The organism is Xanthomonas sp. JAI131 (genome assembly GCF_013410075.1).
Classification (GTDB): domain Bacteria; phylum Pseudomonadota; class Gammaproteobacteria; order Xanthomonadales; family Xanthomonadaceae; genus Xanthomonas_A; species Xanthomonas_A bonasiae.
Map to the genome: position 1 here is coordinate 928,574 of NZ_JACCCN010000002.1, position 26,295 is coordinate 954,868.

The window sequence follows — 26,295 nt, forward strand, 5'->3', positions numbered from 1 at the left end:
TTGCACGGCACGACGCTCATTGCAGCGCCGCCAGGAAGCGCCGCGGCGCACCGTCGAAGCCGCCGTTGGACATGAACACCACATGGTCGCCGGCACGCGCCTGCGCCTGCAGCGCCGCCAGCAGCGCATCCACGTCCGCGGCGGCGCAGGCCTGGCCGCGGACCGCGGCGATCACCTTGCCGGCGTCCCAGGCCAGCTCCGGCCGCTGCAGGAACACCACCGCATCGGCCGCCTCCAGCGCCGGCGCCAGCGCTTCGGCATGCGCGCCCAGCCGCATCGAATTGCTGCGCGGCTCCATCGCCACCACGATGCGCGCCGCGCCCACGTTCGCGCGCAGCCCTTCCAGGGTGGTGCGGATCGCGGTGGGGTGATGCGCGAAATCGTCGTAGACGGTGATGCCCTGCGCCTGGCCGAGCACTTCCAGGCGCCGCTTGACGCTGCGGAACTGCGCCAGCGCCGGCATCACCTGCGCCGGCGCCACACCGACCGCGTGCGCGGCGGCCAGCGCCGCCAGCGCGTTCATCACGTTGTGCCGGCCGAGCAGCGGCCAGCGCACTTCGCCCAGTTCCTGGCCGCGGTGCAAGACAGCGAAATGGCTGCCGTCGGCGGCGAGCGGACGCGCGCTCCATTCGAACGCCGGATCGAAGCCGAAGCGCTCCACCGGCGTCCAGCAGCCCATCGCCAGCACCTCGCGCAGATGCGCGTCCTCGCCGTTGACGATGAGCCGGCCGCGCCGCGGCACGGTGCGCACCAGATGGTGGAACTGGCGCTGGATCGCGGCGACGTCGGGGAAGATGTCGGCGTGGTCGTACTCGAGGTTGTTGAGGATCGCCACCAGCGGCCGGTAGTGCACGAACTTGCTGCGCTTGTCGAAGAACGCGGTGTCGTACTCGTCGGCCTCGACCACGAACAGCGGCCGCTCCTGCGCGGCTGCGGCTGCGGTTTCGCTGACAAGCGCGCGCGGGCCGGTGGCGACCGCTGCGTGCTGGCGCGCAGCGACGGCCTCGGCGACCGGATCGCGATGCGCACCGCCGGCCGAAGACGCCGTGCCGCCCAAACGTGCGGACACGCCGAAATCCTCGGCCACGCCGCCGATCAGGAACCCCGGCTCGCGGCCGGCCGCCTGCAGCAGCCAGGTCAGGATGCTCGTCGTGGTGGTCTTGCCGTGGGTGCCGGCCACCGCCAGTGTGTCGCGCCCGGGCAGCACCCGCTCGCTCAGCCACTGCGCGCCGGAGGTATAGGCACGGCCGGAATCCAGCACCGCCTCGACCGCGGCATTGCCGCGCGACAGCGCATTGCCGACGATCACCTGCGCGCAGTCGGCCCCGATGTGCTCGGGCAGGTAACCCTGCTTCAGCGCAATGCCCAGGTGCTCCAGTTGCGTGGACATCGGCGGGTAGATCGCCTGGTCGCTGCCTTCGACCTCATCGCCGAGTTCGCGCGCCAGCGCGGCGACACCGCCCATGAACGTACCGGCGATGCCGAGAATATGGATCTTGCTCATGGCGCGATTGTCGCCGATCCCCCGACGCGCGCAAACCGGCACGCTGCGGCCGCCGGCCCGCGGCGCGGCGCCGCCGAAGGGCGAACGCCCACGCCCGGCCCTCGAAACGGCGGCCACGTCAAGTTAGGAAATCCCCCACACCCACCGAAGAAAGTTCCCGATAGGCAAGTCGGGAGCCAACATCGAAAATGAACAAGCCAGCCGCAACACCCTACGGTCCTACTCCCCAAGAGGCCATCCCCAAGGGAGCTCATGTTGTGGGGCCCTGAGCAAGCCCGTTCGCTGGCACCTAACGTTTCCGGCCTCCCGCCCGCGCCCACGCGTGGCGGGAGGCATGGTTTTGTTTTGCCCTGCCCGCCCTTGGCGACGGATATAGCTAAACCCTGGCGCAGAACGCGGCTCGCCGACCAGGTGGCACGGACGCGCGGCAGCCGGAGTGGGTCGACGCCCTGGCGGGCTTGAGCCCTGCGCGCGCGCCGCACACGCCGGCCTTGCGTCCCTTTATCCCTTGCAGCAGCGGTTTCAACCCCGACAAGCGCAGTGTGAGAGGTACGGACTTCGGACACAGCCTGTCGGGGCTGAAGCCCCTCCTACAGTGCACCCAGTCAGCTTGCCACAAGTCCCTGTAGGAGCGGCTTCAGCCGCGACGAACGAAGCGGCGTGCTTTCCGGCAGCGCAATGCGTCGGGACTGAAGTCCCTCCCACAGTGCACCCAGTAAGCAGGCCGCAAGTCCCTTAGGGAGCGACTCCGCTGGCCTCGCTATCAGTCGCGACGAACGAAGCGGCAGACCTGACACGGCGTCGGGCAGTGCGGGGGCCGAAGCACTCCCCACAACGCACCCAACCACCAAGCGCATTTTTTCCCTGTAGGGGCGGCTTCAACCGCGATCAGCGCAGCAGCGCGCCTTCCGAGGTCGGAAACCGTCGGGGCCGAAGCCCCCCCTACAGTGCACCCAGTCAGCTTGCCGCAAGTCCCTGTAGGAGCGGCTTCAGCCGCGACGAGCGAAGCGGCGTGCTTTCCGGCGGCGCAATGCGTCGGGAATGAAGTCCCTCCCACAGTGCACCCAGTAAGCAGGCCGCAAGTCCCTTAGGGAGCGACTCCGATGGCCTCGCTATCGGTCGCGGCGAACGAAGCGGCAAACCTGACACGGCGTCGGGCAGTGCGGGCCGAAGCACGCCCACTACGCACCCAACCCACCAAGCACATGTTACCTGTAGGAGCGGTTTCAACCGCGATCAGCGCAGCAGCGCGCCTTCCGAGGTCGGAAACCTCCGAGGCCGAAGCCCCTCCTACAGAGCGCCCAGCACGATGGCGGCAGGCCTGCGAAGCAGGGGCTACGGATGCGTCGGACCAGCAGGCGCGCCGAGCGCCGCAGCGAGGCGGCCGCTCGACGCAGGGCCTGCTCAGCGGCCGATCGCCGCCAGGATGCGCGTCAGCACGTCGTCCAGCGAACCGACGCCGTCCACGCGCGCCAGGGTGCCGCGCTTGTCGTAGAAACCGATCACCGGCGCGGTCGAATCGTTGTACACCTGCAGGCGCTTGCGCACCGACTCGGGGTTGTCGTCTTCGCGGCCTTCGGCCTTGGCGCGGCCTGCGATGCGCTCGACCAGCAGCTCGGTGGCCACGTCCAACTGCACCACCGCGTCCAGCGGCTGGCCGATCTTGGCCAGCAGTTCGTCCAGCGCCGAGGCCTGGGCCAGGTTGCGCGGATAGCCGTCGAGGATGAAACCGTTGGCGACGTCGTCGCGGCCGAGCCGCGATTCGAGCATGCCGAGCAGGATATCGTCGGAAACCAGGTCGCCGCGCGCCATCACTTCCTTGGCCTGCACGCCCAGCGGAGTGCCGGCGGCGACTTCGGCGCGCAGCAGGTCGCCGGTGGAAATGTGCGGGATCTGCAGCTTGTCCTTCAGGCGGCTCGCCTGCGTGCCCTTGCCCGATCCGGGCGGTCCCAACAGAACCAATCGCATCAACCTGACTCCTCGAGGAAATTACCGTGCGCGGCCGGCGGCGTTAGACTCGGGGGCCACGCCTGCGCTGTACCGCAAGGCCCCCAGCTTAACGCATCCGGGCAATGTCCCGGCAATGTCCCCACCCCAGGAGCGAGTCCCGACCATGGCCCAAGGCACCTTGCTGTATGCCCAGTCCGGCGGCGTCACCGCCGTCATCAACGCCAGTGCCGCCGCCGTGATCGGCGAGGCGCGCGCACGCAAGGTCAAGGTCCTGGCCGCGCGCAACGGCATTCTCGGCGCGCTGCGCGAGGAACTGATCGACACCTCCAAGGAGTCGGCCGCGGCGATCCGCGCGCTGGCGCACACCCCCGGCGGCGCGTTCGGCTCGTGCCGCTACAAGCTCAAGTCGCTGGAGGCCGACCGCGCCAAGTACGAGCGCCTGCTGCAGGTGTTGCAGGCGCACGACGTGCGCTACTTCCTCTACAACGGCGGCAACGATTCGGCCGACACGGCGTGGAAGGTGTCGCAGTTGGCCGACGCATTCGGCTATCCGCTGCACTGCATCGGGGTGCCCAAGACCATCGACAACGACCTGGCGGTCACCGACACCTGTCCCGGCTTCGGTTCGGCCGCCAAGTACACCGCGGTCTCGGTGCGCGAGGCGGCGCTGGACGTGGCGGCGATGGCCGAGACCTCGACCAAGGTATTTGTCTACGAGGCGATGGGCCGCCACGCCGGCTGGCTGGCCGCCGCGGCCGGCCTGGCCGCGCAGTCGCCCGACGACGCGCCGCAGATCATCCTGTTTCCCGAACGCGCCTACGACGAAGCCGCGTTCCTGGCGCAGGTGCGCAAGGTGGTGGACAAGGTCGGCTGGTGCGTGGTGGTGGCCAGCGAAGGCATCCAGACCGCCGACGGGCGCTTCGTCGCCGATGCCGGCGGCGGCACCGACGCGTTCGGCCACAGCCAGCTCGGCGGCGTGGCCTCGTACCTGGCCGGCAAGGTCAAGGCCGAACTCGGCTACAAGGTGCACTGGACCCTGCCCGACTACCTGCAGCGCTCGGCCCGCCACATCGCCTCCAAGACCGACTGGGAACAGGCGCAGGCGGCCGGCAAGGCCGCGGTGCAGTTCGCGCTGAAGGGCATGAACGCGGTGATGCCGGTGATCGTGCGCAGCAGCGATGCGCCGTACCGCTGGAAGATCGAGGCCGCGCCGCTGAGCAAGATCGCCAACCACGAGAAGAAGATGCCGCCGGCGTTCCTGCGCAAGGACGGCTTCGGCATCACCGAGAAGGCGCGCCGCTACCTGCAGCCGCTGATCCGCGGCGAAGCCTATCCGCCCTACGACCGCAGCGACGGCCTGCCGAAGTACGTGGCGCTGAAGAACGTGGCGGTGAAGAAGAAGTTGCCGGCCTGGGAGGGGTGAGGCATGGCGCGGGTGCCGGGGCGCGGGCCCCGGCGTCCAGCGCGCTTCGGTCATGGCCGCCGGGACAGTGCCGCTTTCGCTGCGGCCGGGTCCCCGACGCCACATCTCCTGCACCCGACGCGCTGTGCCGGTTGAGCGCCGGGCGGATCACCCTGGCGGGCGCAGAAGCTTCTTCAGACCGCTTTGGACGATCTCCGCGAACACCTTCGGTTCGCCATAGGCGCGCGCGGTGAGCATCGCGCCGTACACGATCGACATGAACGCTTCCGCCTCCAGGCGGGCGGAGCCTTGCAGCTGGAACCGGCCCAGTTGCGCGCCCTTGGTCAGTACGATTTCCAGCCAGTTCGACAGGTCGCGGAAGTGCGCGCGCACATGCTCGGCCAGATCGTCGGGCAAGGTGGGCAATTCGCTGGCAAGCATGCCGGCGACGCAAAAAGGGGCGGACGCGTCGGCGATGCACCGCTCCCAGTAGCCGGTATAGAAGCCGAGTTGCTGCTCGGGATCGAAGACGCCGCTCTCCAGCATCCGGGTCTGTGCAACGATCAGGGCGCGGGATTCCTCCACGACCGCACGCGCCAGATCGGCCTTGGCGGGAAAGTGGTGGTGGATGCTCGCCTTGCGCACCTGTACCTGTTCGGCGACATCGGCGTAGCTGAAGCCGTTGTAGCCCCGGGTCTGGATCAGGTAACGGGCCGAATCGATCAGTTTCTGCTGTGTGGTCATGGCTGGATTCTACCACCTGGTAGGTAGCCACTCGATCCATCAAGCCCTGTATGGCCTTAGATCAAGGGATCTCAGGAATGCGTTGACTATTTGCCTACCAACTAGTAGGTTGATATCTCTTCCGAGGATGTCCTCCATGAACGCACTTCGCAATTTCTACTTCCTGCGCGCCGCCGCCGCCTTTGCCTGGGTTGCCGCGGTCCTCCTTTCCTCGCCCGGATCCGCGGCGCTCGCCGGGACACTCCTGGTGCTTTACCCGGCCTGGGACGCGCTCGCGAACGTTCTGGATGCGCGGCGCAGCGGCGGACTTCAGGCCAACCCGGGGCAGACGTTCAACGCGCTGGTCAGTGCCGTCACCGCCGTCGCCATGGCCATCGCGTTCGCGCTGCACGGCAACCCGGGCGGCGTCCTGGTCTTCGGCGCATGGGCGCTGCTCGCCGGACTGTTCCAGCTCGCCGTCGGCATCCGCCGCCGCAAGCTCGGCGGCCAGGTCTTCATGATGCTCAGTGGCGCCCAATCGGCGCTCGCCGGTGTCTTCTTCGTCGTCCAGTCATTCGGCGCCGCGCCGACCCTCGCCCAGCTCGCGCCCTACGCTGGATTCGGCGGCCTCTACTTCCTGCTTTCCGCTCTGTGGCTGAGCTTCCGGAAGCCGCGTCCGGCGCCCTCGACTTCCTGAGGCGCCTGGCGAGAACACGCTCCCCGCCTTGGATAATGGTTGTCCAGGCGCAAGGGTGCTGCGGATTCACGGCGCAGGAGGCGGTTACGCTATCGCACGGCAACCGGCATCCGTCCTGCAAACCCGCGACAAGGAACCGGAATGGGCGTCGATTGGCACAACGGTCCGATCACGCACGCAACGCCGGTGGACGAGACCTACCGCAAGACGCAGGCCGTGCGCCGGTTCCTGGCCGGCGCGTGCGGGGCCGGGTTCAAGTTCGATCGCGCCTTCATGGCATGGATCATGGACGGCGCGCCCAAGAACATGGGCGACGTTGCCGCCGAATGGCTGCGCCGGCAGCGGGCAGGACTGTCGCCAGCTCGATAGCTGCGTGGGTTCGCGTGGCCTATATGTTCGACCACGCGTGCGTGGCCTGTGCGTTCGATTAAGAACTGGCGACAAAGAACGCAGTGGCATCAGTTCTCCAACCTGCTGCCAAGTGCGGCTGCGCAGCGCAGCCTCGCGACTGCCCAGGACCTGGCGACGCGATTGGGCCAGGCGGTGCCGATCGCGTTGCAGGCCTTAGCGCGCGTCGCGTTCCTGCACGGCATAGCGAACCGGCAGCGACGGCAGCATCAACGCGGGAGCTGCGGTTCCCGGCGCGACCAGCACCTGGTCCAGCGCGATCGCGTCGTCGCCCTCGCGCGCGACGAAAGCCTGGACCAGGCGGGTGCCGGCGGTCGGCAACAGCGCCTGCGGGATCGGACTCGGCGTGCGGCCCATGCCCGCCAGCCATTGCGGACGCCCGGCGACGAGCGTCGTGCGCGGGTGCACGACCTGCAGATCGACCGAACCCGCTAGCAGGCCCACCGTCAGCGGCTTGCCGTGCCGCATCAAGACCACGGAGCGGCCATGTGTCTTGGGTTCGGCGATGGCGTACAGGTCGGCGTCGGGCCGATTCATCGGGATCGGCGACAGGCCCGCCTGGTCGATCGTCAGCGGATCGATGCCCGTGGCGCGCTTGAGCCGCTGCGCCATCATCTCGACCTTTCCGCCCTCTGCGGCGATCGGCCGTTCGGCGGCATGGTGTTCGCCGGCATAGATCAGGATCTTGCTGGCGGGAGCGTGCTTGAGCGCGCGCCGGATGAGGTTGTCGGCCTGGTCCTGCTCCCGCTGCGCCTGGGCCTCGCCGGGATCGGCGGCGTAGTCCGTCCGCGTGGTTTCGTACGACACCAGACGGTAGCCCAGCGCGAGCGACTGGCGCAGGAAATCGGCGAAGACCGGATCGTGCAGGTAGTAGCCGCTCGTCTGCCGTGGGTAGCCGTCCTTCGAGAGCGCCGCCATCTTGTCGCGCGAGACCGCATCGTCGGCATCGCGCTTCAACGCCTCGGCCGCCAGCACGGTGTAGCCGAGCGGGCGCAAGGCGCGCGCGACCTCCAGCCCGAACGCGCGGCCGCGCGGATCGAGATGGTTCTCGTCGAGGATCACGATGCTGGTGCGGCGCGCGCGGCGCACGATCTCCGCAAGCGCGGAAACGCCGTGCGCGGCGCGCAGGTCAGCGAGCTGTTCTTCGGGCACGTGGAAGTCCGCCGCCTTCGCCGGATTGAACGTCGGCATGCCGGTCATGCACGACATCACCTGCGCCCATTGGTCGAACACATCCGCATCCTGGATATCGCCCGCCGAGGCGACGCCGAGATGCGCCAGCAGGCCGAACGAGGCATCCAGATAGCGGCCATGCATGGCGTCCTGAACGGACTGGTCGTTGGCGGCCTGGACGCGCGCCGCCGCATCCGGCGCGGGCGCATCCGGCACGGCCGGCGAGGCCGTGGCGGAAGGCATCGCGGCCGTACTCGCAGCCGTCGCCGCCATCAGCCACAACAAGCCGCCGACAATCGATTGAAACCGCATGGATGCTCGGACCTTTTAGCGCGTGCAGGAGTATTGCCAGGAGCGCGACGAAAGACAAGATCGCGACCGGCGCGCACGATCGGCAAGGAACGAGATGAGCTTCGACTGGCAAAACGGCCCGATCACGCGCGCGACGCCGGTCGACAAGACCTATCGGAATACGCAGGCAGTACGCCGCTTCCTCAGCGGCACATGCGGCGCCGAGTTCAAGTTCGATCGCGGCTTCATGGCGTGGATCAAGGACGGCGTGCCCAGGAGCATGGGCGAGGTTGCCGACGAATGGTTGCGACGGCGGCGACAAGGGCCGGAAGCGGCGCGCTAGGCCTGCACCGGCTCGAATGCGCCCACGCGCCGAACTGCACACCTGAAACAACGGCAGCGCGCATCGGCGGCGGGGCGCGACAGTCCGAGACAGCCGCCAGCGGCGCTGGACGCGATGAAGCTTGCGAGCATGCGCATCGCACCAGGCGAGGACGCGCCGCACCCGCCGATGTCCATGCATGGCATCGGCGGCGGCGTGTGAGCGGGCGCGCAGCGGGCGACGTCCCGCAAATCTCGCCGGAACCAATTGGGGATGCCGCGCGCGGCGAAATACCGCTCCGCACCCCGACTCAGCGGCAGGCCTTGCCTTCCAGCGTCATCTGCGCGGCGAACTGCGGCACCTGCGCGATCGCGCCGGCCGCCGCCTGCTTCTTCGCCTCTTCCAGATAGATCCGCGACTGGCCCTGGCCGTCGAGCTCCGCCTTGGTCGCCACCGGCTTGCGCCACACCCGCACCACCGCCTGCTGCGACGGACAGGCCGCGCTGGGCACGCGGATCACGTCGTTGAACTTCCAGCCGGTGGCTTCGCTGGGCTTGGCCTGGTCGAACTCCACCAACTTGGCGCGCGGCTGGCAGGTGGGGCTGCTGCGCACCGCGGAAAACTTGTAGGGCTGTGCCGCATCGCCGGTGTAGACGCCTTCGAAGCGCACGCAGGCCTCGGGGATCTGCCGGATCGTGTGCACCACGCCCACCGCCTGAGGCGCGCCGGGCTGGCGCTGCAGTTCCGGGACCGGATCGGCGGCCAGCGCCGCCAGCGGCGCGCAGGCGCACAGGCCGAGGGCCAGGGTCGAAGCGAGTGCGCGCACCCGCGCCGGGATCGTCGATTGCATGGGCTTGCTCCTTGGAAGCGATGCGCAACGCTGCCACGCGCCGACTGAACGCGGCGCCAAGACAGCGCAGGCGCCTGCCGCTGGCGATGCGTAGGACCCGGGCGCATACTCGGGCCGTTCAGGCCAGGTCGCACATTGCGATACGCACCACCGGCGCGTTGCGGCCGCGGAGTCGTTGCATGCCTCAGGCTCCTTTCGGTGTGATCCCGTTGTACGTCCCACCGCTTGGGCGACATCCACATCCTTGGGAGGGGTCATGCTGGAACGATATGCGGTCACCGTGGCACTGGCGTGCGCGGTCTTGGCAGTACTCTACGGCGTCGTGTCCACGCGCTGGATCCTGGCGCAGCCCGCCGGCAACGAACGCATGCGGCAGATCGCCGATGCAATCCAGGAAGGCGCACGCGCCTACCTCAACCGCCAATACCAGACCATCGCCATCGCCGGCGTGGCGCTGTTGCTGCTGGTCGGGTTCTTCCTGAGCTGGTACACCGCCGGCGGCTTCGCGATCGGCGCGGTGCTGTCCGGCGCGGCCGGCTACATCGGCATGAACCTGTCGGTGCGCGCCAACGTGCGCACCGCCGAGGCGGCGCGGCGCGGCCTGGGGCCGGCGATGGACGTGGCGTTCCGCGGCGGCGCGATCACCGGCATGCTGGTGGTCGGGCTGGGCCTGATCGGCGTGGCCGGCTATTACGGCGTGCTGCAATGGCTGGGGCGCAGCGTCGAGGAAAGCCTGCATGCGCTGGTCGGCCTGGCCTTCGGCAGTTCGCTGATCTCGATCTTCGCGCGGCTGGGCGGCGGCATCTTCACCAAGGGCGCCGACGTCGGCGCGGACCTGGTCGGCAAGGTCGAGGCCGGCATCCCCGAGGACGATCCGCGCAACCCGGCGGTGATCGCCGACAACGTCGGCGACAACGTCGGCGACTGCGCGGGCATGGCCGCGGACCTGTTCGAGACCTACGCGGTCACGGTCATCGCCACCATGCTGCTCGGCGGGCTGATGGCGGCCGAGGCCGGGCGCAACGCGGTGCTGTATCCGCTGGTGCTCGGCGGGGTGTCGATCGTCGCCTCGATCGTCGGCACCTTCTTCGTGCGCGTGCGGCCCGGCGGCTCGATCATGGGCGCGCTGTACAAGGGCGTGATCGTGTCCGCACTGCTGGCCGCGGCGGCGTTCTGGCCGGTGACCCAGCAGCTGATGGGCGACACCGCCGCCGGCGCGACCAAGCTGTACGGCTGCGCGCTGATCGGCCTGGTGCTGACCGGCCTGATCGTGTGGATCACCGAGTACTACACCGGCACCCAGTACAAACCGGTGCAGCACGTGGCGCAAGCCTCGACCACCGGCCACGGCACCAACATCATCGCCGGGCTCGGCATCTCGATGAAATCGACCGCACTGCCGGTGATCGCGGTGTGCGCGGCGATCTGGGGCGCGTTCGCGCTGTCGGGCCTGTACGGCATCGCCATCGCCGCCACCGCGATGCTGTCGATGGCCGGCATGATCGTCGCGCTCGACGCCTACGGGCCGATCACCGACAACGCCGGCGGCATCGCCGAGATGGCCGAGCTGCCGCCGGAGGTGCGCGCGGTGACCGACCCGCTGGATGCGGTCGGCAACACCACCAAGGCGGTGACCAAGGGCTACGCGATCGGTTCGGCCGCGCTGGCCGCGCTGGTGCTGTTCGCCGACTACACACACAACCTGCGCGCCGCGCATCCGGGCGAAACCTTCGCCTTCGACCTGTCCGACCACACGGTGATCATCGGCCTGCTGCTCGGCGGCCTGATTCCCTATCTGTTCGGCGCGATGGCGATGGAGGCGGTGGGCCGCGCCGCCGGCGCCGTGGTCGAGGAAGTGCGGCGCCAGTTCCGCGAGATCCCCGGCATCATGGAAGGCACCGGCAAGCCGCAGTACGACCGCGCGGTGGACATGCTGACCCGTTCGGCGATCCGCGAAATGATCGTGCCGTCGCTGCTGCCGGTGGCAGTGCCGGTCGTGGTCGGGCTGCTGCTCGGCCCGCGCGCGCTCGGCGGCCTGTTGATCGGCACCATCGTCACCGGGCTGTTCGTGGCGATCTCGATGACCACCGGCGGCGGCGCCTGGGACAACGCCAAGAAGTACATCGAGGATGGCCACTTCGGCGGCAAGGGCAGCGAGGCGCACAAGGCCGCGGTCACCGGCGACACGGTCGGCGATCCGTACAAGGACACCGCCGGCCCGGCGATCAACCCGCTGATCAAGATCATCAACATCGTCGCCCTGCTGATGGTGCCGCTGCTGTAGCGGCACGCGCCCGGCACCGGCGCTGGCGATCCGCCGGCGCCGGGCCGCACGCAGCGCCACTACAGGCAATCGATCAAGCCGTCGTTGACGCTGCGCTGGCTGTGCGGCAGCGCCGCGAACAACGGGTGCTCCCCTGCCAGCGCCTGGTACAGCGCGACCAGCCGGGTCTGCGGCAGCAACGGCGTGGGGCACTGCCACAGCTTCGCATCCACCTGCACCTGGCCGGTGGCCGGGTCGATGCTGGCCTCGCTGGCCCCGAAGGTCCACACGCACTGGCCGATCGCCCCATCGCGCTGGCGCACCGAGCAGCGGTAGCGCAGCGGCTGGTAGTCGCTGTACTCGCCCTCGCAGAAGGTGTCGCCGCAGCTCTGGTCGAAGTCCTCGGCCAGCCGCCGCTCCAGGTCGTCGAACGCCTCCCAGCCCGCGCCCGCGGTGGGATAGTCGACCGCATCCACGTAGACCTGCTGCGCCTGCGCCCGGGATGCGCCACAGGCCAGCAACACGACCGCCAGCAGCGGGCCCATCGAATACCGGATTCCTTTCATCGCCTTGCTCCTTGGGTGGACTGTGGACACAGGGTCGCCCCGCAGGCGGCCGGGCACTATCGGACACCTGCCCATGCGCAGCGGTACGGAGTCCGAAAGCCTTGTAGGAATAGGCTTAGCCGCCCGCGCTGCATTGCAACAGCCAACCGACTAGAATGCAGGCCTCTTTGAAGCCACTCCACTGGAGCTAGCGCATGGGTCTGGAACTGGTCACCTCCGGCAAGAATCTCCCGGAAGAAATCAACGTCGTCATCGAAATCCCCAAGGATTCGGAGCCGGTCAAGTACGAAGTGGACAAGGCCAGCGGCGCGATCTTCGTCGACCGGATCCTGTCCACGCCGATGCGCTACCCCTGCAACTACGGGTACGTGCCCAACACCCTGTGCGGCGACGGCGACCCGGCCGACGTGCTGGTGGTGCTGCCGCTGCCGCTGGTGCCCGGCTGCGTGGTGCGTTGCCGCCCGGTCGGCGTGCTCAAGATGAGCGACGAGGCCGGCAGCGACGAGAAGATCCTGGCGGTGCCGGTGGCCAAGGTGTTCGAGGGCTACGGCCACATCGAGGACATCGCCCAGGTGTCGGGCCACTGGATGGAGCGCATCGGCCACTTCTTCGAGCACTACAAGGATCTGGAGAAGGGCAAGTGGGTCAAGCTGGACGGTTGGGGCAACGCCGCCGAGGCCAAGCAGATCCTGCTGGACGCGGTCGAGCGCTACAAGGCCGGCGCCTGACCCGACCAACCGACGCCGCGGCGGGGGGAGCAACCGCCGCGGCTGACTCGCTTCACGTTTTACGAATGCGGACGCTGCCGCATTCTGGGGTTTAGAGTACATTGCTGAACGAATGTCCGGGCCGGTCGAGCGTGAACCGGCCCCTCTTGGGGGGTAGTCTCTTGCGTATCCTGTTCGTCGGCGACGAGGCGAGCCTGCCGGCCGAAGTCACCGAATACATCCGCGAATTGGGCGAGGACTGGCAGGTCCAGACCGTGACCGACGGCAATGCCGCCATCGCCGCCGCGGCGACCGTGCACCTGGATGCGGTGATCGCCGCGCCGGCGTTGCCGGACCTGACCACGGCCACCCTGCTCGGCCAGATCCGCACGCTGAGCCCGGAAACCATCCGCATCGCGCTGATCGACGCCGAACAGAGCAACCGCGCGCCGCCGGCACGCATCATCGGCGTGGCGCATCGCTTCCTGCCGCTGCCGCTGTCGCCGGAAATGCTGCTCGAGGCGGTCACCAGCATCGAGGAACTGCAGGAGCTGCTCGGCGATCCCAGGCTGCGCGCCAGCATCGGCCGCATCGAGAAGCTGCCCTCGCCGCCGCACCTGTACCTGAGCCTGATGCATGCGTTGGAACAGGACGACGGCAGCAACGCCGCCGACCTGGCCAAGCTGGTCTCGGCCGATCCGGCGATCGCGGCCAAGGTGCTGCAGCTGTGCAATTCGGCGTACTTCTCCAACGGCCGCACGATTTCCGACCTGCGCACCGCAGTGACGCGGCTGGGCATCGCCACCTTGCGCGACCTGGTCCTGGCCAGCGAAGTGTTCTCGGTGCAGGCGCTGTCCAATGCCGAACGCAACGCGTTGCAGCAGCGCTCGCTGCTGGCGTCGAAGCTGGCGTCGAAGATGCTGCCGTCCTCCAGCGCCGAACTGGGCGCGACCGCCGCGCTGCTGGCCGACATCGGCCTGCTGCTGCCGGGCATCCGCAACGAGCGCGAGCCGGCCGTCGAAGGCGACGAGGAACGTCCCGGCCATGCCGAGGCGGGCGCCTACCTGCTCGGTCTGTGGGGCCTGCCGATGCCGATCATCGAGGCGGTGGCGTTCCACCGCGAGCCGCAGCGGTCCAGCACCCGCAGCTTCTGGGTCACCGGCGCGGTGCACGTGGCGATGGCGCTGGCCAGCGGCTCGGAGATCGACGAGGACTACCTGGCCAAGACCGGCACGCTGAACAAGCTGCCGACCTGGCGCGAACAGGCGGAAAACCTGATGGGGCTGACCTCGGCCTAGCCGGGGCGGCGCTGCCCTCGCAGCGCAGGGAGGTGATGGGAAAGCGGTTCTCTTCCGCGAGAGCCGGCCCCATCGCGCATAGGATCGAAAGGAATGAAATGCGCAGCGCCCCATGCGGCGCTGCCGCTGGCGGCTTGCCGGCAATCCGGCGATGCATCGCCGGCACAGGCCATCCAGGTAGAAACAACATGGGTGCAGCCTCGCTGCGCCCGGCCACGCTGTGCGCACCACCGCCATGACGGCTGCGCAGGGGGCAACAGGGCGTCGGCACTGCTGCCGGTTCTGCGGGAGCGACCTCGGTCGCAACACGCATTACCGGGAAGGCCGTCGCGACTGAAGTCGCTCCCACAAAAAAAGCGACTCCTCGCCTCCTGGCCGCCGCAACGTTCGGCAGAAGTGGCAAACAAAAAAAGACGGGCCTTGCGGCCCGTCTTGTTTCTTGCTCAAACGCCGGTGGATCAGAAGCGCTGGGTGTACTTCATGTACATGTAGCGACCGATATCGAAGCCGCCGTAGTAAGCGAAGCTGCTATCCGGCGCCGAGTACATCAGCGGACCACGGTGATCGAACACATTGTTCGCGCCGATGGCGATCGTCGCATCCCACGGCGCCTTCCAGTTGACCTGCAGGTCGTGGAAGGTGTTGGAGCCGGTGTGACGCAGCGGATCGGACTCGCCGTTGGCGAAATGGTCCGGAGCGTCGCAGTAGCCCTGCGCCAGGGTGATGCAGCTTTCCTTCATGCCCGAGTAGTAGCGCAGGGTGTAGTTCACACCGAAGTCGCCCATCGACCAGTTCACGCCCAGGTTGGAGCGCACGCGGAAGATGCCCGGCTCGCCGACGCGGCCGATCATGATGTTGTCGCCGGCGCTGTTCTGGCCCGCTTCGTCGTACTTGCTGACGTAGCTGCTCTGCCAGTCGATCAGGATGTTGCCGATGCCCATTTCCGGCAGACGGTACTTCACGCCCAGGTCGTAGCCTTCGGTTTCCATCTGGCCGAGGTTGGCCACGCCGTAGGTCATGGCCGAGATGTGGCCGTCGGCCGCACGCGTCACGCCCGCGCAACGCGAGGCGTCGCCCAGCACGTAGCAGTCGCGCAGGATGCGGTCGACGCTGTCGGCGATGATCATGTCCTTGATCTCGTAGCGGTACCAATCCAGCGAGATGTCCAGGCCCTGCACCCAGCGCGGGCTCCACACCAGACCGGCGGTCTTGCTGGTGGAGGTTTCCGGCTTCAGGTTGGCGTTGGCGCCGCTGATGAACTCGTCGGGGGTCTGGCACGGATAGGTCGTGCACGGCACGTAGCCCTGGCCCAGCTGGGTGTAGCCGACCGGCACGCCGGCCGCGCCGCACGCCGCGTTGCCGTTGACGCTGTTGGGAGCGCCCACGCCGCATGGATCCACATACGACTCGAAGCTGCTGCTCAGGCCGCCGTACAGATCATGGATGGTCGGAGCACGGAAGCCTTCCGCGTAGGTGCCACGCACCAGCAACTCGTCGATCGGCTTCCAGGTGAAACCGAACTTGGAATTGACCGTGTCGCCGAAGTTGCTGTAGTCCGAATACCGGCTGGCGGCGTTGATGGTCAGTTCCTTGGCGAACGCCATGTCGCTGAGGATCGGCACGTTCAACTCGAGATAGAACTCGTCCAGCTTGTAGTTGCCGGCCGTGGTCTTGGACCCCAGGCCGGTGCTCTCGCCCGACTGCGCGAACGCGTCCGGCGCGAAGCGGCCTTCTTCCTTGCGGTGCTCATAGCCCACCGCGATGCCCAGGTCGCCCGCGGGCAGGGTCGCCAGCGTGCCGCTCAGGTTGGCCGTGTAGCTGTTGGTCTTGGTCAGGCCGGTATCGGTGAAGTCGGGGAACAGGAAGCTCTGCAGATCGGGATCCGCCAGCGAGCCCTGCCCGGCCACGCCGTACGGCAGCAGCGGGTTCCACGGACGGCACGCGCTCAGCGGCACCGGGTTGGCGGCGGTGCCGCACTGGGCGACGCCGTTGGCGTTGATGAAGGACGAGCCCAACGCCTGACGCGAGCCGATCAGGCTCATGTCGCCATGACCGATCTTGGTGCTTTCGTTGCGGTTCCACAGGGCGCCGACGTCCCAGTCCCAGGTCTTGCCGGCGAATTCGAAGTAGCCGCTGACGGTCGGCGCGAAGCGCGTGGTCTTCAGCTTGCTTTCGGTGGTGCGCGGCACTTCCCACAGGCGGCGGCGGAAATCGATGTCCTGGCCGATCGGGTTGAACGCGCTGTCGCCGGCCAGCGGCGTGTCGAAGGACGCGGACTGGTACGGATAGCCGGCGATCTGCTGATCGGTGGTGCGCTCGTTGTAGAGCACGTCGGCATTGAACACGATCGCATCGGTCAGGTCGTAGTTCGCGTTGGCGAACACCGACTTACGCTCGATGCCGGTCTGCGTCATCATCTGCTGGTTCGAGTTGGAATACTCGGACGGGGTCAGCGTGTGGTAGTCGGCCGGATTGTTCGGATTGCCGCCCCGATTCAGGGTCTGCCACACCGCCGTGTCCGGATCGGTGCAATCGACCGCGAGCGGGTTGCACCAGGAGCCGTTCTGGCTGATCGGGCTCCAGCTGTTCGGGGTCGAGTTCGGACCACGGCTGCCGTCGCGGCTGAACCAGCGGTTCTTGGCGAACACCGGATCCTGCTTGGAGTATTCGGCCGACAGGGTCACGCCACCGCGCTCGCCCTGCGAACCGATGGTGAGCGAGTACTGCGAGGTGCCGCCGTCGCCCTCGCCGAACTGGCCGTACTCGACCGAGGCCTCGGCGCCGTCGAAGCGCTTGCGGGTGATGACGTTGACGACGCCGGCGATGGCGTCGGAGCCGTAGATCGACGAGGCGCCGTCCTTCAGCACTTCGATGCGCTCGATCGCGGCCATCGGAATCTGGCTGAGGTCCTGCAGGCCGTAGGTGGTTGCACCAAGGCGCTTGCCGTTCACCAACACCAGGGTACGCTCGGCGCCCAGGTTGCGCAGATCCACGTAGTAGCCGCCGACGTTCTCGCCGGAAGCCAATGCGTCGGCACGCGAGATGGCCGGGGAGCCGGCCGAGGTCAGGTTCTGCAGCACGTCGGCGACCGACGTGTAGCCCTGGCGCTCCAGTGCCTGGCGGTCAAGGGTCAGGATCGGCTGCTGCGTCTCGACGTCGGCACTGCGAATGCGCGAGCCGGTGATCTCGATGCGGTCCAGGGTGGTGGTCGACGCGGCGGCTTCTTGCGCGCCGGCCATGGCCGGCGTCAACGCGATCGCGATGCTGGCGGGCAACAGGCCCAGCCGCACTGCGGAAGTGCGAAGGTTCATTCATCTCTCCAGGGGTAACGTTAGGGGCGTGTTAAGCGCCCTGGGCACGTTACGTTCCGGTGAGCACCGGCGCTTTGCTGCGGCCGTTCGCAGACTTTGCCGACTCTGGCGGCACGGTCGCCGCCTGCCGATATTGCGAAGCGGACACGCCGAAGCGCGCACGGAAGGCGCGGGCGAAGCTGCAGCAATTGTCGAAGCCGCTGGCCGCGGCGACCTCGCCGATCATCATCGCCGTATCGCGCAGCAGATCCGCGGCGCGCTCCAGGCGCAGCCGCGCCGACAGCGCCTGCGGGCTTTCCTCGTACAGGCACTGGAAGGTCTTGGACAGATACCAACTGGAGAAGTTGGTCAGCTCGGCCAGTTCGCTGATCCGCACCACGCGGTCGCGGTGCCCTTCCAGGTACAGATGCGCGCGCTGCATGCGCCCGAACACCTGGCGCTTGCGCACCCGCGAACGCCCGGGGCAACGCTGCACGCGGTGCGACAGCTCGCCCTGCATCGAGGCCAGGTGCAGCAACACCGGACGCATCGCCAGCACATCGCCCGGCCGCGCCGCCGCCTGCCGCCACAGCCGCAGCGCGATCCGCGCCTCGCGCGGCGGCAGCACGCCACGGCCGGCATACAGGGTCGCATCGGCCATGCGCCCCAGCGCCTTCAATGCGTCGGCATCCAGGCTCAGGCCGATGCACAGCCCGTCGCGATCGGCCTGCACCAGCGGCCGCGAATCGCGCTCAAAAGCCAGCCACTGGCCGCGCTGCAGTTCGAAACGGCCCTCCTTGGCTTCGATCCAGGCGCTGCCGCGCAGTTGGATCCAGACCGTGAACGCGGCGGCCGAGGCCTGCAGGCTACCCAGGCGCGCCGCGCCCAGGCAGGCCGAGCCGGCGGGCGCGTCCTCGTTGTCCAGCATCCGTTGCTGCCCACGATCGGCCAGGAAGACTTGTCGCATCCGATGCACCCACTTTGCGTTAACCGGCGCGCAGTGTTGCCGGATGTGGCGGCAGGGTCAGGACGATGTGGCGATATTTGTCCGAAATCGGCACGAAGCCGTCACGAATGACTTACGAAGCTCATTTTCCCTTTTTCAACAGCCACTTGGAGGCGATCACCGAGAACCAGCCGGTGCTCTCGGGCATGCGCATGAAGCCGATGTCGCTGCCGTCCTCCACCGCCAGCGACGCGTACACGTCGCCGCTGCGCCGATCGATGCTGAAGCCGTTGACCGCGCTGAGCCGGTCGCGATCCAGGCATACGCTGTCGCCCAGGCCGCCGCCGATCCGCGCCAGCCGGCTGGCGCACTCGCCGGTCGGGAACAGGTAGCGCACCTCGCCGTCCGTCCCGAGCGCCCAGGTGCGGTAGCGCCACAGCGATGGCACCGCCGCGTCGACCGCCGCCACGCTGGCCGGGTCCAGGGTCGCGTCGGCGCGCCACAGGCCGCTGCGCGCCAGGCGGGTGAACAGCACCCGCCCGCTGCCCGGGTCCACGCGCAGTTGCGAGACATCGTCCAGCGACGCCAGCCGGCGCCACGGCAGGCTGCGCCGGTCGTACAGCTGCAGACGGGTGCGGCCGTTCTCGCCGAGCAGCACCAGCAGTTGCGCCGGATCGCCGGTGTACTCCGCCTGCAGCGGTTCGCCGGACGGCACCGGCAAGGGCACGACGCTGCCCGACTGCGGCCGCACTTCGTAGATCACCGAGCGCCCTTGCGCATCGCGACCGCTGACCAGCAGCGACTGGCTGTCGGCCGACCAGGCCGGCGCCTGCCCGGTTTCCGGGCGCACGCCCTCGATCAGGCGCAGCGACTGCGGCCGGGTCACGTCGCCCCACCACAGCGCAAAGCTGCCGGAGCGGTCGGAGGTGAAGACCAGCTGGCGGCCGTCGGGCGCGATCACCGGCTGGCTGTCGCGCCCGGTCGAGGCGAACAGGCGCTGGCTGTCGCGCTTGCCGGAACGGTCCGCGGCGGAGATGCGATACAGCGCGAACTGCGGGCGCCGGTGCACGAACGCGAGCCGCTCGCCGTCGCGCGACAGGGTCGGCGACTGCGCGTCGCCCAGGTCCAGGTCGCGCAGGCGCTGCGAGGCGGCATCCAGCCGGTACAGGCGCGTCTCGCTGTCGACCCGGCGCCCGAACACCAGGCCGCGGCCGTCCTGGGTCCAGTCCCAGCCACGGATCTCGGCGAACTCGCGGGTCAGCGGCTCGGCGCGGCCGCCGCCGGCCGGCATCCGCCACAGGCCGCCCATCTGCGGGTTGCGCACGAACGCGATCCACTGGCCATCGGGCGAATAACGCGGCGCGTAGTCGAAATCGCCCGCCGCGAGCGTGTAGGGCAGCGCGCGCCAGTGGCCGCTGGCCAGGTCCAGCACACGGATCCCGCGGCTGGGCTGGCGCCCGGTCATGCTGCCGAACAGCAGGCCGCGCCCGTCCGGCGTCCAGTCGAAACTGAGCAGCTCGGTGCCGTCGCAGCGCGTCGCTTCGCGCGCCACGCCAGGCCTGTCGGCGGCCACCAGCAGCACCTGGCACTGACCTTCCGGCCCCAGCCGGGCGAAGGCGATGCGGCGGCCATCCGGCGACCAGGCCGGCAAGCGGTCGGAATAGCCCTTGCCCGGCACGCCGAGCGAGCGCGGCGGCGCGCTGCCGGCCGCACGGCCGGTCGCCTGCACCAGCAGTTGCGTCCCCGCACGGCCCTCGATCCCGGCGGCATACGCCACCTGCGCGCCATCCGGCGACAAGGCCGGCTCCAGCTCGAAGCCCGGCATCGTGGTGATCAATCGGTACGGCCGCTCCGGGCTGCCGACCACCCGCTCCTGCTCGCTGCCGGCCGGGTCCTGGCCGCCCCGGGGCAGCCACCAGACCAGCATCGCCAGCAGCATCAGGCCGGCGCCCGCGGCGGCGGCCAGCACCGCCTGCAAACGGCGCGACGGCGGCGCAGGCACGACCGCGGCCGGCGACGGCGCTGCGTCGGCGACCGCCGGCACGGCGACGTCGGCATCGGTATCGGCGCGCAGGTCCTCGCTCGCCAGAGCAGCGGTATCGGCCTCCACCTCGGCCAGCGCCTGTACCGGCGCCACCAGGCGATAACCGGTCTTGGCCAGGGTCTCGATGTAGGCCGGCGCATCGCTCTTCGCGCCGGCGGCGAACGCCTTGCGCAATTGGGTGATGGCCTGGGTCACCACATCGTTGGTCGGCTGCGTGTCCGGCCAGACCTGGGCCAGCAAGGTCTCGCGCTCCACCACCTGCCCCGGCTGCGCCAGCAGCACGCGCAGCACGCCCATCGCCTTGGGCGTGAGCCGCTGCGGCCGCCGCGCGCGCGGCGCATGCACTTCGCGCAGCGACAGCAGCACCAGGCAATCGCCGACCTGCAACCGTTCCGGAAGCAGTGGAGTGGCGGAGGATGGAGAGGACATGCGACTAAGGCAACGACGATCCGCGATGGAGTGGGAACCACGTCGCGGCAAAATGGCGCCGCGTGGCGTCAACGGGCAGATTCGGCAAACCAATGCGACGAATGCAGCCAGGCGTGGCGACGCCGACAAATTCTACCCTAGTCGTTGCCGCCGCCAACCGCGGCGAAGCACTACAGGCTCTCTCTCCGCCGACGAAACTCACATAAACGTTGCAAGATTACGCGCCACTTGGCGCGTTTTTTTTAGCCACAGTTCAGGCTCTTGATTTGCGTGTGACGCTGAGCCCAATCAGTCGCGACACCACCAGGGCGATATACATCACCCCGGCGAACTGTTCGAGCATCACCAGCGAACGCGCCAGCGGCAACACCGGCAGCACGTCGCTGAGGCCGACCCCGGACAGCACGCTGAAACTCAGGTACAGCAGTTCCATCCAGGTCCGCGGCGACTGCGTCGTCTGCGCGCCGATGAAACTGCCCGGCAGCCATTGCTGGCACACCGAGAACGCGAAGGCGAACGCCCATGCCAGCAAGGTGAAGGTCGCGCCTGCCGCATACAGTTCGTCGCGGGTGACCTCGTGGTCCTGCAGCATGTACGCGATCAGGCTGGCCGCGGTATAGAAGTACAGCAGGCTTTCCAGCAACTGCGCGAACGCGCCGAGTCCGGGACTGTGGCGCAGCGCCGCGGCGATCGACAGCACCACCGACGGCACCGCCAGGCACCAGGCGATCCACAGTACCGACGGGCTGCGGTTGACCACCCACAGCGCCAGGCCCAGCACCACGATGCCGAACGCGCCGAACAGCGCGCGCCCGGCGGCGGTGTCTTCCATCAGCGGATACAGCAGCAGGCCCAGCAATTGCACGCCCAGCAGCAACGCGGACGGATGGCGGCGCAAGGCGAGCGCGTAGCGGAGCATGCGGAATTCCGGAGGTGGCGTGCGCGCATCATAGACAAGCGCACGCCACGGCGGCGGCATGCCCCGGACTTACCCCTGCCGATAGACCTCGGCGCCGGCGTCCAGGAACTGCGCCGATTTCTCGGCCATGCCGGCCTGCAGCGCGTCGCTCTCGCCGACGCCGTGCTCGGCGGCGTAGTCGCGCACGTCCTGGGTGATCTTCATGGAACAGAAGTGCGGGCCGCACATCGAACAGAAATGCGCCAGCTTGTGCGCGTCCTTGGGCAGCGTCTCGTCGTGGAATTCCTTGGCCTTTTCCGGATCCAGCCCGAGATGGAACTGGTCGTCCCAGCGGAATTCGAAGCGCGCCTTGGACAGCGCGTTGTCGCGCACCTGCGCGCCCGGATGGCCCTTGGCCAGGTCGGCCGCGTGCGCGGCGATCTTGTAGGCCATGATGCCGTCGCGCACGTCCTGCCGGTTGGGCAGGCCCAGGTGTTCCTTGGGCGTCACGTAGCACAGCATCGCGGTGCCGAACCAGCCGATCATCGCCGCGCCGATCGCCGAGGTGATGTGGTCGTAGCCGGGCGCGATGTCGGTGGTCAGCGGCCCCAGCGTGTAGAACGGCGCCTCGCCGCATTCGCGCAGCTGCTTGTCCATGTTCTCCTTGATCAACTGCATCGGCACGTGGCCGGGGCCTTCGATCATGGTCTGCACGTCGTGTTTCCACGCGATCCTGGTCAGCTCGCCCAGCGTTTCCAGCTCGCCGAACTGCGCCGCGTCGTTGGCATCGGCGATGCAGCCCGGGCGCAGCCCGTCGCCCAGCGAGAAGGCCACGTCGTAGGCCTTCATGATTTCGCAGATGTCCTCGAAGTGGGTGTAGAGGAAGTTTTCCCTGTGATGCGCCAGGCACCACTTGGCCAGGATCGAGCCGCCGCGCGAGACGATGCCGGTGACCCGCTTGGCGGTCAGCGGCACGTAGCGCAGCAGCACTCCGGCGTGGATGGTGAAGTAGTCCACGCCCTGCTCGGCCTGCTCGATCAGCGTGTCGCGGAAGATCTCCCAGGTCAGTTCCTCGGCGCGGCCATCGACCTTTTCCAGCGCCTGGTAGATCGGCACCGTGCCGATCGGCACCGGCGAGTTGCGGATGATCCACTCGCGGGTCTCGTGGATGTGCTTGCCGGTGGACAGGTCCATCACCGTGTCGCCGCCCCAGCGGATCGACCACACCAGCTTTTCCACTTCCTCGGCGATGCCCGAGCTGAGCGCGCTGTTGCCGATGTTGGCGTTGATCTTGGTCAGGAAGTTGCGGCCGATGATCATCGGCTCGCTTTCCGGATGGTTGATGTTGTTGGGCAGGATGGCGCGGCCGCGGGCGATCTCGTCGCGCACGAACTCGGGGGTGATGACGTGCTGGATGCTGGCGCCGAACGCCTCGCCGGGATGCTGCTGGCGCAGCAGCGCATCGCGCACCGCCTCCAGCCGCTGGTTCTCGCGGATCGCGACGAACTCCATCTCCGGGGTGACGATGCCGCGGCGCGCGTAGTGCATCTGGGTGACGTTGGCGCCGGCCAGCGCGCGTCGCGGCAGGTGCCGGGCCGGGAAGCGCACCGCGTCCAGCCGCGCGTTGTGCTCGCGGCCGCGGCCGAAATCGGAGCTGAGCTGGGCCAGCGCCGCGGTGTCGCCGCGTTCGGCGATCCAGCGCGCGCGCAGCGGCGCCAGGCCGGCGCGCAGGTCGATGGTCGCGTCCGGATCGGTGTACGGCCCGGAGGTGTCGTACACGGTGACCGGCGGATTGTCTTCGCCGCCGAACAGGGTCGGGGTGCGGGTCAGCTGGATCTCGCGCATCGGCACGCGCAGGTCGGGACGCGAGCCTGGCACGAAGATCTTGCGCGAACCGGGGATCGGCCGGGTCACCGACTCGGACAGGGTATCGGCCTGCTGCAGCAACGGGCTGGGTACGGCATTCATCGGCATTCGTCCTATTTCTGAGAGCCTGCAGGGAGTGCAGGCGGTTGCGAGCGAACTCGCATCACGGACGAAGCGGCGGCGCGGGCACGGCCCGGCGCGAACGGCGCACGGACCAGGCTTGCGAAGCTTCCCTACGCCGGTATCAACCGGATCAGGTTCGAAGGGACTGTCTCAACCGCGGCCTGCGCCGACGGTACCCCCGCTTCTGCGGCTATTAGACCCGTTTCCGCGGCCGCAGCCAACCGCGCGCAGCTGAATCGGTGCACAACCGGATCCGCTTCTTGTCAGCGCCGGCACGCGCGCACGCCATTGCGGCAAACCCCGGCGAAATACCGGGCCTAGCCTGGGTCCCACAAGAACGACGTCTCTCTCTCCCTGCCGCCGGCTCACCCCGGTGGCGTTTTTTTGTGCGGCGTTCGCCGCGACGCTCATTCCAGCACGTAGGCCACGCGCAGCCCGCCCCAGTGGCGGCCGCGCACGTGCACCGGCACCGACAGGTCGAACAGGATCTGCCCGGTGTCGCGCCGATACACCTGCAACAGATAGGGCTGGGTATGGCGGCCGACGCTGCGCCCGACCCGATCGGTGAACATGCGCTTGGTGCGGTTGCCGACCAGATCGCGGGCGCGGTCGCCGCTCAGCGGCTGGCTGAAGCGCAGGTTGTGGGTCGGCACGTAGCCGTCCGGATTGGCGCAGATCGCGAACACGATCCACGGATGCGCAGCCAGCAACGGTTCCTGCAGCGGCGGCAGCAGTTCGTCGCACAACGCATCGAAAGCGGTGCGGTACTTGGGCGGATCGATGCCCGCGATCGGCGTGTAGTCGGTGGAAAACAGCGCGTCCTCGCCGATGCGGCCGCGTGCGACCGCATCGGCCAGCGCCTGCCCGATCCTGCCGGCGGTCGCCGTGGCCAGTTCGCGGATGCGCGCGTGCCGCGGCTGCTGCATCGGATCGGACGGCAAGCGGAACAGGCCCACGCAGTCGTGCAGCGTGGTGCTGCCTGCGGCCAGCGCCGCGCTGCGCTCGACCACGCGCGCGACATGCTCCAGGTTGCTGCGGCTGAGCCCGACCACGTGCTCGACCGCGCGATCGATGCCGCCGATCTCTTCGCCTTGCGCGGCGACGCGGGTGGCCACGGTTTCCATCGCCGCACTGGCGCGGCCGAGCAGTTGGCCGATGCCGCCGAGCACCTGCTCGGTGCGCTGCGCCGAGGCGGCGCTGTCGTGCAAGGCGCTGCCGGTCTCGCCGATGATGACGCGCACGTCGCGCGCAGCGGCGGCGGCGCGTTCGGCCAGGCGCCGGATCTCGCTGGCGACCACGGCGAAGCCGCGCCCGGCGGCGCCGGCGTGCACCGCCTCGATGCTGGCGTTGATCGACAGGATGTTGGTCTGGAACGCGACCGCGTCGATCACCTCGATGACCTCGGTGGCGCGCGCCGAACGCCGCTCCACTTCGCGCATCGCCTGGCCCAGCGCACGCGCCGCTTCCACGCCCTGGCGCGCGCTGTCGTCGGCGCTGGCCGCCACCGCGATCACCGCGCGCAGCTCCTGGTCCATCTCATGCAGGCCCTGCAGCAGCCGCCGGGTGGTCGCCACCACCGTCTGCAGCGCCTCCATCTGGGTCTGCGATTGCTGCGCCAGTTCCTCGTTCTCGGCGACCACGTGCGGCACGTCGGCGGCGATCTGCAACGACAGCGCCACCGCCTGGCGGATCGCCTCGGCCAGATTGCCGAAGCCGGCCGACAGGCGCCGCCCGGCCATCGCCTCGGTTTCCTGCGCGGACAGCGGCGTGCTCAGTCCCAGGTCCAGATCGCACCCGGTCAGGCGCTCGCCGACCCGGTCCAGCAAGGCCTGCGCCTGCGCACCGGCCTGCAGCCGCTGCGCCAGCGCCTGCAGCGCCGGACTGATGGCGTCTTGCGCCTGCCCGGCGCCGAGCAGGGCGACGTCGCGCAGCAGCGCGGCGGTTTCCGCATGCGGCAGCGACAGCAGCCAACCGTCGCCGTCGCGATCGCGTTGATAGCGCACGCGCCGCGCCGGATCGGCGTCCGACGCCAGCCAGCTGCCTTCCGCACCGACCAGCGACGCCAGCGGCAGGCCCCACACCGCTTCGCTGGGTTCGCCGAGCACGGCCTCCGCGTGCACCCCGAGCAGGTCCAGCGCGGCACGATTGGCGGCGCAGACCCGGCCTTGCGGGTCCAACCGCAGCAACGCCACCGGTGCGTCCGGCAGGGCTGCGGCATGTCCGGCATCGGCGTTCGGACCGCGTGTGAACAACGACATCGTCTTCCCCTCCAGGAATTCTTCCGCCATGGTATCGGCCGCCGCCGTGCAACCTGAGCGGAGACATGCGCAACCGGGATCGGCGTCATGTCCGGGCTTTGGCGGAATCAGGTGCCGATGGCCGCGCCACGATGGCGAGAATCACAGCCGATGGGCGCGGACAGCGTCGTGAAGGGAGCCGGCGCCGAGTGCGTGGGACGCGGCGGACCCGGCTGCGTGCGGTGTGGCCTGGTTTGCCTGAAGGAAAGAACCTTGCATCCGCACCGCTCCGGCACCGGCCGCAGCGC

19 protein-coding genes and 1 riboswitch are annotated in these 26,295 nt (G+C 68.8%); of the genes, 7 read left to right on the plus strand and 12 right to left on the minus strand.

Features of this window, described 5'->3' with window-relative positions:
* Positions 1-16: 16 nt before the first annotated feature.
* Both mpl and HDC36_RS10695 read right to left on the minus strand, forming a co-directional pair.
* Positions 17-1,504 (minus strand): UDP-N-acetylmuramate:L-alanyl-gamma-D-glutamyl-meso-diaminopimelate ligase, encoded by a 1,488-nt coding sequence (gene mpl, locus HDC36_RS10690; RefSeq protein WP_179567019.1) that lies wholly within the window; start codon positions 1,502-1,504, stop codon positions 17-19.
* 1,404 nt (positions 1,505-2,908) lie between these two features.
* Complete coding sequence (locus HDC36_RS10695; RefSeq protein WP_179567021.1) at positions 2,909-3,472, minus strand: adenylate kinase; 564 nt, start codon at positions 3,470-3,472, stop codon at positions 2,909-2,911.
* Between the two features lie 145 nt (positions 3,473-3,617).
* On the opposite strand from HDC36_RS10695, the gene HDC36_RS10700 reads away from it, so the two are divergent.
* Positions 3,618-4,877: a 6-phosphofructokinase gene (locus HDC36_RS10700; protein ID WP_179567023.1), complete on the plus strand. Its 1,260-nt coding sequence runs from the start codon at positions 3,618-3,620 to the stop codon at positions 4,875-4,877.
* 147 nt (positions 4,878-5,024) lie between these two features.
* Here the strand turns inward: HDC36_RS10700 and HDC36_RS10705 are convergent, their stop codons facing one another.
* Positions 5,025-5,600, minus strand: a complete 576-nt coding sequence (locus HDC36_RS10705) for a TetR/AcrR family transcriptional regulator (RefSeq protein WP_179567025.1) — start codon at positions 5,598-5,600, stop codon at positions 5,025-5,027.
* 136 nt (positions 5,601-5,736) lie between these two features.
* Between HDC36_RS10705 and HDC36_RS10710 the strand changes: the two genes are divergently transcribed.
* Together HDC36_RS10710 and HDC36_RS10715 are read left to right on the plus strand one after the other, a co-directional pair.
* Positions 5,737-6,276 (plus strand): hypothetical protein, encoded by a 540-nt coding sequence (locus HDC36_RS10710; protein WP_218848141.1) that lies wholly within the window; start codon positions 5,737-5,739, stop codon positions 6,274-6,276.
* Positions 6,277-6,417: 141 nt separating this feature from the next.
* Positions 6,418-6,645: a DUF6434 domain-containing protein gene (locus tag HDC36_RS10715; protein ID WP_179567029.1), complete on the plus strand. Its 228-nt coding sequence runs from the start codon at positions 6,418-6,420 to the stop codon at positions 6,643-6,645.
* Between the two features lie 195 nt (positions 6,646-6,840).
* On the opposite strand, the gene HDC36_RS10720 is transcribed toward HDC36_RS10715, so the two are convergent.
* Positions 6,841-8,169, minus strand: coding sequence for a hypothetical protein (locus tag HDC36_RS10720; protein WP_179567031.1), 1,329 nt, complete (start codon positions 8,167-8,169; stop codon positions 6,841-6,843).
* 94 nt (positions 8,170-8,263) lie between these two features.
* Here HDC36_RS10720 and HDC36_RS10725 point away from each other — a divergent pair, with 94 nt between their 5' ends.
* Entirely contained in the window at positions 8,264-8,491 is a 228-nt protein-coding gene (locus tag HDC36_RS10725) for a DUF6434 domain-containing protein (RefSeq protein ID WP_179567033.1), read from the plus strand.
* 289 nt (positions 8,492-8,780) lie between these two features.
* Here the strand turns inward: HDC36_RS10725 and HDC36_RS10730 are convergent, their stop codons facing one another.
* Entirely contained in the window at positions 8,781-9,320 is a 540-nt protein-coding gene (locus HDC36_RS10730; RefSeq protein WP_241094155.1) for a hypothetical protein, read from the minus strand.
* Positions 9,321-9,576: 256 nt separating this feature from the next.
* Between HDC36_RS10730 and HDC36_RS10735 the strand changes: the two genes are divergently transcribed.
* Positions 9,577-11,604, plus strand: coding sequence for a sodium-translocating pyrophosphatase (locus HDC36_RS10735; RefSeq protein WP_179567035.1), 2,028 nt, complete (start codon positions 9,577-9,579; stop codon positions 11,602-11,604).
* A gap of 59 nt (positions 11,605-11,663) precedes the next feature.
* Here HDC36_RS10735 and HDC36_RS10740 read toward each other — a convergent pair whose 3' ends face one another.
* Complete coding sequence (locus HDC36_RS10740) at positions 11,664-12,149, minus strand: hypothetical protein (RefSeq protein WP_179567037.1); 486 nt, start codon at positions 12,147-12,149, stop codon at positions 11,664-11,666.
* A 194-nt stretch (positions 12,150-12,343) separates the two neighbouring features.
* On the opposite strand from HDC36_RS10740, the gene ppa reads away from it, so the two are divergent.
* Together ppa and HDC36_RS10750 are read left to right on the plus strand one after the other, a co-directional pair.
* Positions 12,344-12,877: an inorganic diphosphatase gene (ppa, locus tag HDC36_RS10745; RefSeq protein WP_179567039.1), complete on the plus strand. Its 534-nt coding sequence runs from the start codon at positions 12,344-12,346 to the stop codon at positions 12,875-12,877.
* A 161-nt stretch (positions 12,878-13,038) separates the two neighbouring features.
* On the plus strand, positions 13,039-14,154 hold the full coding sequence (locus HDC36_RS10750; protein WP_179567041.1) for an HDOD domain-containing protein: 1,116 nt from the start codon (positions 13,039-13,041) through the stop codon (positions 14,152-14,154).
* Between the two features lie 458 nt (positions 14,155-14,612).
* On the opposite strand, the gene HDC36_RS10755 is transcribed toward HDC36_RS10750, so the two are convergent.
* From HDC36_RS10755 to HDC36_RS10780, 6 genes are all read right to left on the minus strand, one after another.
* Positions 14,613-17,465, minus strand: a complete 2,853-nt coding sequence (locus HDC36_RS10755) for a TonB-dependent receptor (protein ID WP_179567043.1) — start codon at positions 17,463-17,465, stop codon at positions 14,613-14,615.
* Positions 17,466-17,514: 49 nt separating this feature from the next.
* Entirely contained in the window at positions 17,515-18,411 is an 897-nt protein-coding gene (locus HDC36_RS10760) for a helix-turn-helix transcriptional regulator (protein WP_179567045.1), read from the minus strand.
* A 121-nt stretch (positions 18,412-18,532) separates the two neighbouring features.
* Positions 18,533-20,863 (minus strand): winged helix-turn-helix domain-containing protein, encoded by a 2,331-nt coding sequence (locus HDC36_RS10765; RefSeq protein WP_179567047.1) that lies wholly within the window; start codon positions 20,861-20,863, stop codon positions 18,533-18,535.
* A 253-nt stretch (positions 20,864-21,116) separates the two neighbouring features.
* The gene (locus tag HDC36_RS10770) at positions 21,117-21,782 is read right to left on the minus strand and encodes a two pore domain potassium channel family protein (RefSeq protein ID WP_179567049.1); all 666 of its coding nucleotides are present in this window, start codon (positions 21,780-21,782) and stop codon (positions 21,117-21,119) included.
* A gap of 69 nt (positions 21,783-21,851) precedes the next feature.
* Positions 21,852-23,729, minus strand: a complete 1,878-nt coding sequence (gene thiC, locus HDC36_RS10775; RefSeq protein ID WP_179567051.1) for a phosphomethylpyrimidine synthase ThiC — start codon at positions 23,727-23,729, stop codon at positions 21,852-21,854.
* 110 nt (positions 23,730-23,839) lie between these two features.
* Positions 23,840-23,940, minus strand: a riboswitch (TPP riboswitch).
* A 217-nt stretch (positions 23,941-24,157) separates the two neighbouring features.
* Complete coding sequence (locus tag HDC36_RS10780; protein WP_179567059.1) at positions 24,158-26,008, minus strand: methyl-accepting chemotaxis protein; 1,851 nt, start codon at positions 26,006-26,008, stop codon at positions 24,158-24,160.
* Positions 26,009-26,295 lie beyond the last annotated feature (287 nt).